Source organism: Shouchella tritolerans (assembly GCF_025770735.1).
GTDB classification, from domain to species: domain Bacteria; phylum Bacillota; class Bacilli; order Bacillales; family Bacillaceae_D; genus Shouchella; species Shouchella tritolerans.
Window position 1 is genome coordinate 38,697 of the sequence record NZ_JAODPB010000005.1, and the last position, 13,105, is coordinate 51,801.

The window sequence follows — 13,105 nt, forward strand, 5'->3', positions numbered from 1 at the left end:
CAAACAGGCGAAAGCCGTCACTTCTTATCTTACTATAAAATGGAGATAAGAGACAGGGGGATCACGTAAAGTACTCGATTTTTGCACTCGGAAAGTATTTGTCAATATAGCCAGTAAGGGTGTCGCGCAACTCGGCCGCCCGTTCATCTTTGTAAACATACTTCCCACGCCCATAACGGCCCCATTTGTATTTACGCTCCTTTTCCTCCATTTCCAACTTTGATTTCGGATAACGCTTGTTTATGACTCGTTTCGCCGTTTGGGTAAAACGGTGCTGGATCATTTCAAATGTCAAGTCTTTCTTCGCATAGGAAGGCAAACTTGCCTCTAAACGTTCAAACAATTCAAGATAACCTTCTTCCCAGCCTTCATGCCAAATAATCGGTGCAATGACAAAGCCGAGTGGGTAGTCCGCTTTAGCAACTTTTTCAGCAGCTTCGATCCGCTCTAAAAAGTTTGACGTTCCCGGCTCAAAATACTTAATAACATGTGCTGCATTCACACTAAAACGGAAACGCGTGTTGCCGTTATGTTTGGCATCAAGGAGATGATCAACATGATGGTACTTTGTGACAAAGCGAAGCCGGCCATGTTCACGCTCCCCGATAAATTCAATTGCTTTCTTTAATGAATGCGTTAAATGATCGATGCCGACAATATCGGATGTACACGCCGCTTCAAAACGGGTTATTTCTGGCGCACGCTCTTTTATATAATCATCGGCTGCCGAAAAAATATCATCGAGGTTTACATACGTTCGGATGTACGGTTTATCTCCAAGCGTTGTTTGCAAATAGCAGTAGTGGCAATGGCCCATACATCCCGTAGCCAATGGAATAGCGTACTCTGCCGATGGCTTGGACGTGTCGAATTTTAATGTTTTTCGGACACCGACTACCAATGTCGATTTGGCATTTCGGTATTTTTGATTTTCATTACTCCCTGGGATGTTTCGTACCTGGTTGTGTGACGTTGTCTCCCGAATTTCTACATCTGCGTTTTTAAACTTCTCGTATAATTCCTTCCCAAGTGGATAATCAAGCGCTTGTGGTTCAAAGTACACAAGTTGGGGGTAAAATGGCCTCATCAAAACTCTCCTTTTTATTTTCCTATAGAATGCGTATCTAGAGCGAATTTCATTACTCCCATTGACAAACAAGCGTTCTTTTTGGAAAATAGAAGAGACGTCAAGAAGAAAATATAGGAAACGAGGGCTAGAAATGAACCATATTATCGTGAATGACTCCATCGTCCCTGAAACAGAGGCCCATGTTTCATACAATGACCGCGGGTACCATTTCGGAGATGGCATTTATGAAGTTGTACGCATTTATGAAGGAAGTTATTTTGCGCTCGATGCTCATTTAGACCGGTTGTATGCCAGCGCAGAAAAAGTCGACATGCGCATCCCTTATCAAAAAGAAACGTTGGCAACCCGCCTAATCGATTACAAGAACACCGAAAAAATCGAAAACGGCTCTGTTTACGTCCAACTTACAAGGGGGGCAGGCGCTCGCAACCATTTGTATACCCGTGAAGAAACGCCTGTTTTAACTGGCTTTGCACTCCCTGATAAGCCGATGCACACAAGCAAGGAAAAGGGTGTTTCCGTTTATGTAACGCCTGATATCCGTTGGCTCCGCTGCGACATAAAAAGCATCAACTTGCTAGGCAATGTCCTCGCCAAACGAAAAGCAAGCGACCACGATTGTGCAGAGGCGGTGCTATACCGGGAAGATGCGGTCACAGAAGGGTCTTCATCTAACCTATTTCTTGTCAACAATGAGACTTTATACACACACCCGGCAAACAATCTGATTTTAAATGGGATTACTCGCCAAGAAATCGTCTCGATTGCTAAGAACTTGGGGATCGATGTTGTCGAAGAGCCATTTCCAAAAGAAGTGCTTGCCCATGCGGAAGAAGCGTTCATTACTAGCACATCGATTGAAATTACGCCTATCCATACGTTCAAAGGCGATGTAACTGCTACTTTGTCCGTCGGCCCCGTAACAAGAAAACTGCAACAAGCACTTGCAGAGCATATTAAAACCCAAACAAGCGCCTCCGTTTAGCGCTTGTTTGGGTTTGTCGACTATGTCGACAAACCCTTCAGACTGGTAGAAAACGCTTGTCAGACGAGGAGTGCAGGCGAGGGAAGATGTGAATAGAACAAGCGTTCATGAACATATGACCGAGACAATCGACGACGTATGCGAGCGTTTGTCTACAGGCTGAAACAAGCGCCTCCGTTTAGGAGAGCGCTTGTTTTTCTTCATAGAGGTGGGACGGGATTGGCTTCAGCCATGGTGACCATTCTCCCGCGGCAAAGACGGTTAAGTGGTCCATCGCCCGCGTGCATGCTGTGTAAAGGTGGTACCGTTCTTGGGAAGTGGCATAATGGCTTGCAGACGCATCAAATACGCCGACTGCATCAAATTCAATCCCTTTCGCCAAGTAAACAGGCAAAACGACTGCCCCCTCTTTGTATTCATGATGGTCTTTGGCCACGAGCTGAATGTCGAGCCATTCACTCAGTTGGGCATGGACATCGGTTGCTTCTTTCGCCGTTTTGACGATTACAGCAACCGACCTATAGCCTTTCTCCCCCATTTGTTCCACCCATTCTTTAACAGGCTTTATTAAAGCTTGGCGGCTTGTTCCCTTCACCAAGACAGGAACATCACCAGGCCGTTCAAATGGGATAATCTCTTCTGGATTCGGCAGCATCTCCCGAGCAAACCGAATAATGGCTTCAGTAGAACGGTAGCTTTTATAGAACGCCATGTATTTGACATTAGCCTCATCGCCACCGATTAAGCCCGTTTCGCTCGGCCCGTGGAAATAAAGGGTCTGGCTGATGTCGCCGACAATTGTAAAATGGGCGGCTGGATAGAGCATTTGCATATAGACGAGCTGAAAATGAGTGTAATCCTGTGCTTCATCAATGAAAACATGTTTAATGGACCGGTCTACCTGCAACCCTTTAATACGGTCCTGTAAATAGAGAAACGGCGTTGCGTCTTCATAAGGCATCCGCTTTTTACTAATTTCGCTGCTAGACCATAAGGCAACCGCAGCAAACCCTTCCGTATCCCGATGGCAATCATCAAACAAAAACTGTTCGTATAGCGTTTCAACATCAATAAAAGCCAGCGCTTTTATCCGCTTTTTCAACGGTTGAAACGCGTCGCGCGCCAGTTGTTTAGCAAGGAGTTGTTCCTGCCTTTCCTGGGCACCGAACCCATCTTCGTTCGCATTGGTCTTTTCTACTTCCCAGTGCGTTCGCAGCAGTGTTTCATTGTCTAACAGCTCGCGGGCTTTTTCGACCCATGCTTCAGAACGTTCTTTCCCTTCTTGTTTAGCGATCTCTTTTAACAGCCATTCCCCCGTGAGCCTAAGCCGATTTTGCAAAGGAATGCCATGGTCCAAGCAATAGAAATACGTTTCAATATCTTCTTTTGATATCAGTATCTTTTTGCGAAAACGGATGTCTTTAAAACATAGTCCGCCTTCTTTCAACTTTTCAATAAAAGCATCCAGCTTTTCTTTAAATGCACGTCCTGATTTAACAGCGATGCTTCTCATCCGCGTTCGGTATAACTCGCCTTTATTTGCGCCCAATACATATTCAAGCTGGGCAAATCCATCTTCCACTTCATACACACGCCCAAGTCGCTTATAAAGGTAACCGCGAAACGTCAATTGCTTCATATTTTCTTCGCCTAACTCAGGAAGAACAGTCGACACATAGCTGGAAAACAACTCATTCGGCGAAAACAAAACGAGTTGGCTTGCTTCGATGTGAGAACGATGGCGGAAAAGCAAATAAGCAGCACGCTGCATCGCTACAGACGTTTTTCCGCTTCCTGCTACTCCTTGTATAACCAAATAACGGCTTTTTTCATCACGTATGGCTTGGTTTTGTTCTTTTTGAATCGTGGACACAATCGTTTTCATATAACGAGAAGCGCCTTCGCCAAGAGATTCCTTTAAACGTTCATCGCCAATCGCAAGCGATGTATCAAACATGGCTTTTAACTCGCCACGGCGAAACACATATTGCCGTTTGTTCTCTAATACCCCTTTGACCGTACCGGCTGGCGCCATATACATAACAGGGCCAATTTCCGAGTCATAATAAACGCTGGAAATCGGGGCACGCCAGTCATAAATGAGAAAATCGCTATCGTTTTCATCCATTAATGAGGCGATGCCAATATAAATCGGTTCCGCCTGGTCTTCTCCCTCGATCTTTAAATCAATTCGGCCAAAGTAAGGTGAATCAGCTAAGCGCCGCAACGTCCGCATTTGTTTTTTAATTAGTGCGCCACTACGTTCCCGTTCATTTAAAAGTTCTGCTTGTTGTTTAATGCTGGAGATCGTCTCTTGAATCTCGTGGCTATTGGAAAAGTTGACGGTAACATGATCCCAAAACGTTTCCTTCAATTCCATTTCATCGCCCGCTACGCCTTCCAATTGTTCACGGAGCATTGCTTGTTTTGTCCTTATAAATGCGTGTATATAAGCGGCGCGTTCTTTTTCGTATTGCAAAGCAACACGTCCTTTCCACCAGGCTTTCAAAAGAGTCAACGTTTATCTTAGCATAGCCCAATTCGGCCATTCAAGTAGCGAACTAACGGCGGAAGTTCCATTCATCGCTCTCATAACGGCTTTTCGCTAACGATTGGACTTCCTTTTCTTCCGATTCACTTAACTGATAAGGGACCAATTGAATGCCTAGTCCTTTCTCGAACCCTTGTTTAAACGCCCGGCTTGCTTCGTCTAATGTGACAGGCTCTTTTCTAAGGGCATTAATCGCAACGGCTTTTTGCGAAAAAGCGCGCTGCATCCGCTCCCTCAACCGGTCGCTTCGATACTGGAATAAATCAAACAATTTATCTTCGTCTATATCTAGAAGAATCGAGCCATGCTGCAAAATCACGCCTTTTTGCCGCGTTTGCGCACTCCCGGCTATTTTTTTCCCCTCCACGACTAATTCATAATAGGATGGGGCGTCAAAACAAACCGCAGACCTTGGCTTCTTTAATGCCTCCCTCTCTTTTTCGCTGTCAGGAACAGCAAAGTAAGCATTGAGACCCAATGCTTTAAATCCTTCAAGCAACCCTGTAGAAATGACGCGGTATGCTTCCGTAACCGTTTTTGGCATAGCAGGGTGGGCTTCTGACACAATCACGCTATACGTTAATTCATGTTCATGCAACACGCCGCGCCCTCCCGTAGGGCGACGGACAAAGCCGAGCTGTTTTTCTCTAACAGCTTCCATTCGAATTTCTTTGGCGACACGCTGAAAATAACCAATTGACAGCGTTGCTGGCTCCCAGCCATAAAAACGAATAGTCGGGGGGATTTTTCCTTTGCTGTGCCAATTCAGCAGCGCCTCGTCAAGGGCCATATTATAAGCGGGCCCTTGTTTTTTTGAATCGATAAAGCGCCATATTTCACTCATAGAATCGCTTCCTTTTCCTAGTGTCTTCTACATTCCTCTATTAGTTTACCAAACTGAGGATTTCTCTGTAAGCGTCAAAGCCATTTCTGCTACTGCTACAATCATTGAAAAAAATGAGGCCCACGCTTATAATAATAATAGTTGATATTGCAAAAGGAGAATCTAGCCTCATATTATGGATGCACAAACAATCATTCTTATTGTCCTCACAGTTGTGCTCATCGTTTTTATTGCATCTCGCTTTTACAAACCGAAGTATTTGAAGACATTGAGCCAAGATGAATTTATTAAAGGCTACCGCAAAGCGCAGCTAATTGACGTACGAGAAACACGTGAATATGAGGGTGGCCATATTTTAGGAGCGCGTAATATTCCGCTTTCACAAATACGCCAGCGGTTAAACGAAATCCGCCAAGACCAGCCTGTCTATCTGTATTGCCAATCGGGCACACGAAGCAAACAAGCGGCAAAATTGCTGCGGAAAAAGCGGGGCGTCCAAGACATTTCTTATTTAAAAGGCGGCTTCCGCAACTGGACAGGCAAAGTCAAAAAGAAATAATTGAAAAAAGCAGCCGGGCGCCTTGCGCCTCGGCTGCTTTCTCATTTTAGACCGTTTCTTTTTTCTTTTCATAACGCAAAATCGGTTTGCGCGCTGCAAGTGTTTCATCTAAGCGCTTAATGACCGTATGGTGTGGCGCTTCTTGGACAATTTCCGGCGATTCCTCTGCCTCTTTGGCAATTTGGATCATCGCTTCAATGAACTCATCCAGCGTCTCTTTTGATTCCGTTTCAGTCGGCTCAATCATCATACATTCTTCGACGTTAATCGGAAAATAGATGGTAGGCGGATGGTAGCCAAAATCAAGAAGTCGTTTCGCTATATCAAGCGTCCGTACACCAAGTTTTTTCTGGCGTTTGCCCGATAGGACAAATTCATGCTTACAATGTTGCGTATACGGCAAATCATAATAGGGCTCTAGCCGGCGCATCATGTAGTTGGCATTTAACACAGCATTTTCAGAGACTTGCCGCAATCCGTCTGGACCCATTGTGCGAATATACGTGTAGGCGCGCAAGTTAATGCCATAATTCCCATAATACGGTTTTACGCGGCCAATCGATTGTGGTCGATCGGCATCGAAGCGGAAAAAGCCGCCGTCGTTGACTAACACTGGCTTAGGCAAAAAGGGAACCAGTTCTTTTTTGACGCCGACTGGTCCTGAGCCTGGACCACCGCCGCCATGTGGGCCTGTAAATGTCTTATGCAAATTCAAATGAACTACATCAAAACCCATATCCCCTGGTCTAGCGATGCCTAGTATCGCATTGGAGTTGGCGCCATCATAATATAGTTTTCCTCCCGCACGATGAATGATATCGGCCATTTCCTGTATGTCTGCTTCAAATAAACCGAGCGTATTCGGATTGGTCAGCATAAGAGCGGCCGTTTCCTCATTGACTACTTCACGTAAATGGTCTAAATCGACAAGTCCCGCTTCATTGGTACGCACTGTCACTGATTCAAAACCAGCCACAGTCGCCGAAGCTGGGTTCGTCCCATGAGCTGAATCGGGAACGACCACTTTCGTACGCTTCTTATCGCCATTCGCCTCATGATAAGCGCGGATCATCATTAACCCTGTCCATTCACCATGGGCTCCTGCAGCGGGCTGCAATGTCACTTCATCCATGCCTGTAATTTCCGCAAGTGCTGTTTGCAACGAATACAGCATGCTTAGCGACCCTTGTACTTGCTCTTCCGGCTGGTAAGGATGGACATGCACCAAACCAGGCAAGCGGGCAATGTCTTCATTAATTTTCGGATTGTACTTCATTGTGCACGAACCAAGTGGGTAAAAACCAGAGTCAACCCCATGGTTCCGTTTTGATAAAGCGGTGTAATGGCGCATAATTTGCAACTCCGACACTTCCGGGAGCTCAGGCTCTTCCTCACGTACATAAGCTTCAGGAAGCAGTGATTCAAGCGGCTGCTCTTCAATATCCAAGTCAGGCAAACTATGGCCAACGCGTCCTTGTTTGCTTAATTCAAAAATCAATGCAACGTCTTTTGCTTGTGTCATAGAAGCGCCCCCATTTCGTTCGCGAAGAGATCCAACTCTTCTTTTGTGCGCAGTTCTGTCACGCAAACGAGCATTTGCCCGTTCCGTTCTGGCTCGACACTGCCGAGATCAAAACCACCGATCATGCCTTTTTCCAGCAATTTGCGATTTACGTCTTTGACAGGCTGTCCGCAGTTGATGACAAATTCATTAAATGTTGGCCCGTCACCGACTACGTCAACGCCTGCAAGAGCAAGCTGCTTTTTTAAATAAGCGCTTTTTTGGATATTTTGTTTTGCCATTTCTTTGACACCTTGCTTGCCAAGGGCAGTCATCGCAACAGATGCAGCCAATGCATTAAGCGCCTGGTTCGAACAAATATTAGAGGTTGCTTTCTCACGGCGAATATGCTGTTCACGCGCTTGTAACGTCAGAACAAAACCTCTCCGCCCTTCTTCGTCGACGGTTTGCCCTACGAGCCTTCCAGGGATTTTACGCATTAATTTTTTCGTTGTCGCAAAATAGCCGCAATGAGGTCCCCCAAACTGAACCGGAATCCCAAACGGTTGTGCATCGCCAACCACGATGTCCGCCCCAAAGTCGCCAGGAGGCTTTAGGACGCCAAGGGCAAGCGGGTTGCTGGAAACAACAAATTGAGCTTTGCCTTGGTGGACAATTTCCTCGATTTCAGCAAGAGGTTCAAGGCTGCCATAAAAGTTAGGGTGTTGGACAATGACACAAGCAACCTCTTCATTGTAAGCCGCCTTTAATGACTCGATATCAGTCACATTCGCATCAGCGTCAATTTCAATGACATTCAAACGTTGCCCGTACGCATTCGTTTGCAAAACCGCACGTGCCTCTGGATGGACAGCTTTTGAAACAAGAATCGTCTTCTTTTTTGTATGCCCACACGATAACATCGCTGCTTCAGCAAGCGCAGTAGGCCCATCGTACATGGAAGAGTTGGCAATATCCATGCCTGTTAGTTCGCAAATCATTGTTTGAAATTCAAAAATGGCTTGCAACTCACCTTGGGAAATTTCCGGTTGATACGGCGTATATGCTGTGTAAAATTCAGACCTAGAAATCACATGGTCAACAATTGACGGGACATAATGCTCGTAAACTCCTGCCCCTAAAAAGGAAGTGTACGCTTTAATCGATTGGTTTTCATCAGCAAGCTTTTGAAAATGAGCGATTAATTCTGGCTCTTTCAACGCTGCCTCTATAGCAAGTTTGCCTTTAAAACGGGTCGACTCTGGAATATCGGCAAACAACGCCTCAATCGAATCAACGCCGATTGTAGCAAGCATTTCTTTTTTATCTTCCTCTGTCATCGGCAAATAGCGGTGTGTATTCACAGTTCCCCCTCCTAATTCGTACGCTTGTAAAACGGCGTTTTTACGACTCGAGCACGGAGGCGTTTGCCTCGTACTTCTACTTCAAGTTCAGTATCAATAGCCGCTGCATCGGCTTTGGCAAGTACGAGGCCGACATTTTTGCCAAGCGTTGGCGATTGCGTACCGCTCGTGACAAAGCCGACGTCCTGCCCTTGATAAAAGACACGGTAACCAGTCCTTGGAATTCCCCGATCCACCATTTCAATTCCGACTAGCTTGCGGCTCGGCCCTTGTTCTTTTTGCTTTTTAAGCGCTTGTTGGCCAATGAAAGCAGCCTGTTTATCAGTCTTAACGGCGAAACCGATGCCAGCCTCAATTGGGCTAATGTCTTTTGTCAGCTCCTGCCCGTATAATGGCAACCGCGCTTCAAATCGCAACGTATCACGGGCTCCTAACCCACATGGCAGAAGGCCAAACGGTTCGCCGGCTGCTAAAATCGCGCGCCAAAGTTCAGCCGCATCGTCTGCCTTTACGTAAAGCTCGAAGCCATCTTCGCCTGTGTAGCCTGTCCTGGAAGCTAACACAGGTATCGATGCGAACATAACGTTCTCTTTAAAGCGAAACGGGCGTATCTCAGACAGAGGCTCATCCGTCAACGTCTGCAAAACCGCTATTGCTTTCGGGCCTTGGACCGCTAGCAAAGCCGTTTCATTTGAAATGTCGGTAAGGGTCACTTGCTCCGAGACATGGGCGCGAATCCATTCAATATCTGATTGAATGTTGGCAGCATTGAGCACAAGCAAATACGCATTTTGATTGCGGCGGTAAACAATTAAATCATCAACTGTTCCCCCTGATTCCGTGCACATTGCATTGTATTGGGCTTGGTTATCTTGCAATTTCGACAAGTCGTTCGTTACTAGTGCTTGCAAACTGTTTAACGCATCAGGCCCTTCCACAAGCAATTCTCCCATATGGGAAACATCAAAAAGCCCAGCAGCGTTCCGGACGGCGTGATGCTCTTTTTTAATTCCTGAAAAGGAAACGGGCAATTCCCAGCCTCCAAAATCAACCGTTTTGGCTCCTGCCTGATCGTAAAGTTCATAAAGCGGTGTTCGCAACAGCTTATTCTCCATAAAGAACCCTCCTCGATTTTTAATCCATGCCATTGAGTCTCGCCATATAAGGGTACGTTTGTTGCTGGCAGTTCTCAGACTGTAGACAGTCGCTCGCAAACGTGTCGTTGGCTTCTGACATATTATTCGAAACGATGTTTCACGGGCCGCTGCTCATGAACGACTCTCTCCCTCGCCTGACAAGCGTGTAAGTCCCCTCAATGGACGAAAAAAGGACACGGCAAACACAAACTGTGTATGCCCTGTCCTTGAACCAGAAAGTTTCCCTCGGCCAAAAGCCGAATTGTCTTCGTAGGTGGCTTATAAAAAGCGCTCTCCAGAGATGCGTCAAGTAAAAGTCTTCTTTGCCTGAGAGATTCGCAAAATGCTTGCTCCTTCGGCGCTGGGCGTTAATGCCCAGTCTCTCCCTTTACCATCATCCGCTTTATTCAGTTGCGTTTGCCGAATCAAATGATTGGAATATGTACATACTAAACAGACGACATGTTCACTTCTTATCCTATCAACGGATCGTCCGTTTCGCAACAGATTTTTTGAAAAATACAGCGGCAATTTCCAAGAAATAAAGGATGTGACCGACTTGGATATTAACATTAACTTCGACGACAGTTGGAATATTCGGTTCTTACAACGTTTGGCCGACGACGGGCCATGGTCTAACTTTGAAACGTTCAAACTCGCATATGAAGCAGAGCAACACGAGCAAATCCCTGACTTTCAAGGATTGCTTGCGCCCCGTTATTTGCCTGCTTTACAACCTTATGAGCACCAGCTTGAAGCCGCGCAAACCGTGATCGAAAAAATGAATGGCAAAGCGATTCTCGCAGACGAAGTCGGATTAGGGAAAACGATTGAAGCTGGTCTTATTTTAAAAGAGTATATGATTCGCGGCCTTGTCAAAAAAGCGCTTATTTTAGTTCCAGCTTCACTCGTGTCACAATGGGCGATCGAGCTAAACAGCAAATTTTACATTCCTGCGATTCCGCAAAAAAAAGCATATGTATGGGAGCAATGTGATGTTGTTGTCGCCTCGATTGACACAGCAAAACGCCAGCCGCACCGTGAAATTGTGCTCGCCCAGCCATATGATATGGTCATTATCGACGAAGCCCATAAACTAAAAAACCCAAAAACAAAAAACTACGAGTTTATCCGTTTGTTGAAAAAGAAGTTTTGCCTGCTGTTAACAGCAACGCCTGTGCAAAACAAGCTTGAGGAAATTTTTAATTTAGTGTCTTTACTAAAGCCCGGCCACCTTGGCAATATCGAGAGCTTTAAACAGCAATACCGCGCCAATAACCGTTCCGCTAAAAATGATGAACAGCTCCGTGCACTCATGCAAAAAGTAATGGTTCGCAACCGCCGGGAGGAAACAGGGATTGAATGGACCAAACGAGTGGTTAATACGGTGCCGATTACATTTAGCCAAAGTGAACGGAACTTTTATGAAAAGCTTGAATCGTTAAACGGCACGATCAACCATTTTACATTGCTGACGTTAAAGCGAGAGTTGTGCTCTAGCCGCGAAGCTGTATTTGTTACGCTGAAAAACATGATCGACAAATACGAACAAGATGGGAAAGAGACAGGGGCACTTGTCGAACTGCTCAACGAAGCGACAGCGGTTGAAGGCCACGCCAAGGCCGAAAAAGCACTCGAATTGATTCAAACAATCGATGACAAAGTCATCATATTTACCGAATACCGCGCCACCCAACTGTACTTGCAATGGTTTCTAAAACAACACGGCATTACAAGCGTGCCCTTTCGCGGTGGGTTCAAACGTGGCAAAAAAGACTGGATGCGGGAGCTATTCCAAAAACATGCTCAAGTGCTGATCGCTACTGAGGCAGGGGGAGAAGGAATCAACCTTCAATTTTGCCACCATATTATCAACTATGACTTGCCTTGGAATCCTATGCGTGTCGAACAACGGATCGGCCGCTTGCATCGCCTAGGTCAAGAGCATGATGTACGCATTTACAATTTTGCTGTCCAACATACAGTTGAACAACATATTCTTGAACTTCTCTACGAAAAAATCCATTTGTTTGAATCCGTGATCGGTGAATTAGATGACATTTTAGCAAGAATTGATCTACCTGAAATAGAAGAGTACGTTCAATCCGTCATGGCTCAGTCTACTTCAGACGGTGAAATGAAAATTAAATTTGATCACTTAGCTGCCATTATGACGGATGCACAAGCCGAAATCCGCGCTGAAAAAGGAAAGGAGGACGACGACCATGAGACCGCCTGATATCCATCAATACTTGCGCCGCTACTTTCTTGCAAATGACAGTCCGATTCTAGAAGAATCACCAAGTCACCTGAAAGTCCAGCTCTCAGTTGAGCTGGATAAAGAGCTGATGAACCGTCCTTTTTACTGGCATTATTTAGAAAAGACAGGTGGCGTACCAAATCCGATGACGTTAACGCTCATTACCGACAACAACCGCTGTCCAGAAGGCATTAAAGGCGAACCGGTTCATTTTGGTTCAGTCCGGTTAGCACAAATTTTCCAGTCGGCCAAAAAACTTGGTGCATTCGTCCGTATGTATGAACAAAAACAGCCTGTAGGACAAAGCTCCCATCCTTTGCATCCGTGGCTTTGCATGAATGCCAACGTGGCGTTTCAATGCGACCGCAAAAAAGATGTCTTGCTTTCGCTTGGCTTAAACCTCATCCATGGACAAATTGTGCCACAGTTTTTTGAAAGGCTTGAGTCTTTAGCGCTCACGCCCAAGATCCCAGATTATTGTTTTACATTGTCACCAATGATTCGCGTCGAGTCAGGAATGAAGCGCCTGCAAAAAATGATTCGTACGTTTGCTGAGCAAGAACCAAAAGATTGGGCGAAATCGGCAATGGAGCGTTGGGAAAGCGATGATGCATTGCTTGAAGCTTTTTATGAGCAAGAGGAAGACAAACCTGAAAGTTATGCCGCTGAGAAACAAGCATTAAAAGAACTATATGAACCGAGAATCAACGTTTCTCTCGTCAATGGCGGCATTTTTTATTTACATCAACAAATGTTCCATTAATCACGTCCATGCTAGAAGCCCATTTCCGAATAGGACGGAAATGGGCTTCTGT

General features: G+C 45.7%; 10 protein-coding genes and 1 riboswitch. Of the genes, 4 read left to right on the forward strand and 6 right to left on the reverse strand.

Features of this window, described 5'->3' with window-relative positions; all coding sequences use genetic code 11:
• Positions 1–61: 61 nt before the first annotated feature.
• Positions 62–1,087, reverse strand: coding sequence for a spore photoproduct lyase (gene splB, locus N6H06_RS16305; protein ID WP_062749379.1), 1,026 nt, complete (start codon positions 1,085–1,087; stop codon positions 62–64).
• 133 nt (positions 1,088–1,220) lie between these two features.
• Between splB and dat the strand changes: the two genes are divergently transcribed.
• The gene (gene dat / locus N6H06_RS16310) at positions 1,221–2,075 is read left to right on the forward strand and encodes a D-amino-acid transaminase (protein ID WP_062749381.1); all 855 of its coding nucleotides are present in this window, start codon (positions 1,221–1,223) and stop codon (positions 2,073–2,075) included.
• 178 nt (positions 2,076–2,253) lie between these two features.
• On the opposite strand, the gene helD is transcribed toward dat, so the two are convergent.
• Both helD and N6H06_RS16320 read right to left on the reverse strand, forming a co-directional pair.
• Positions 2,254–4,554 carry an RNA polymerase recycling motor HelD gene (helD, locus tag N6H06_RS16315; protein WP_263707536.1) on the reverse strand — a complete coding sequence of 767 codons (2,301 nt, stop codon included), beginning with the start codon at positions 4,552–4,554 and terminating at the stop codon, positions 2,254–2,256.
• An 82-nt stretch (positions 4,555–4,636) separates the two neighbouring features.
• The gene (locus tag N6H06_RS16320; protein WP_062749384.1) at positions 4,637–5,470 is read right to left on the reverse strand and encodes a lipoate--protein ligase family protein; all 834 of its coding nucleotides are present in this window, start codon (positions 5,468–5,470) and stop codon (positions 4,637–4,639) included.
• A gap of 175 nt (positions 5,471–5,645) precedes the next feature.
• Here N6H06_RS16320 and N6H06_RS16325 point away from each other — a divergent pair, with 175 nt between their 5' ends.
• Entirely contained in the window at positions 5,646–6,029 is a 384-nt protein-coding gene (locus tag N6H06_RS16325; RefSeq protein WP_062749385.1) for a rhodanese-like domain-containing protein, read from the forward strand.
• Between the two features lie 46 nt (positions 6,030–6,075).
• Here N6H06_RS16325 and gcvPB read toward each other — a convergent pair whose 3' ends face one another.
• The 3 genes from gcvPB to gcvT are packed head-to-tail and all read right to left on the reverse strand — an operon-like array spanning position 6,076 to position 10,009.
• A complete protein-coding gene (gene gcvPB / locus N6H06_RS16330; protein WP_263707537.1) occupies positions 6,076–7,551 on the reverse strand; it encodes an aminomethyl-transferring glycine dehydrogenase subunit GcvPB in 1,476 nt (491 codons plus the stop codon).
• Positions 7,548–8,894 (reverse strand): aminomethyl-transferring glycine dehydrogenase subunit GcvPA, encoded by a 1,347-nt coding sequence (gene gcvPA, locus N6H06_RS16335; protein ID WP_263707538.1) that lies wholly within the window; start codon positions 8,892–8,894, stop codon positions 7,548–7,550. The genes gcvPB and gcvPA overlap by 4 nt, the downstream gene beginning before the upstream one ends.
• An 11-nt stretch (positions 8,895–8,905) precedes the next feature.
• Entirely contained in the window at positions 8,906–10,009 is a 1,104-nt protein-coding gene (gene gcvT, locus N6H06_RS16340; protein WP_263707540.1) for a glycine cleavage system aminomethyltransferase GcvT, read from the reverse strand.
• 325 nt (positions 10,010–10,334) lie between these two features.
• Positions 10,335–10,428, reverse strand: a riboswitch (glycine riboswitch).
• 161 nt (positions 10,429–10,589) lie between these two features.
• Between gcvT and N6H06_RS16345 the strand changes: the two genes are divergently transcribed.
• The gene (locus N6H06_RS16345) at positions 10,590–12,269 is read left to right on the forward strand and encodes a DEAD/DEAH box helicase (RefSeq protein ID WP_263707541.1); all 1,680 of its coding nucleotides are present in this window, start codon (positions 10,590–10,592) and stop codon (positions 12,267–12,269) included.
• Positions 12,256–13,053 carry a YqhG family protein gene (locus N6H06_RS16350; RefSeq protein ID WP_062749393.1) on the forward strand — a complete coding sequence of 266 codons (798 nt, stop codon included), beginning with the start codon at positions 12,256–12,258 and terminating at the stop codon, positions 13,051–13,053. Before N6H06_RS16345 ends, N6H06_RS16350 begins: the two co-directional genes overlap by 14 nt.
• The last annotated feature ends 52 nt before the right edge of the window (positions 13,054–13,105 follow it).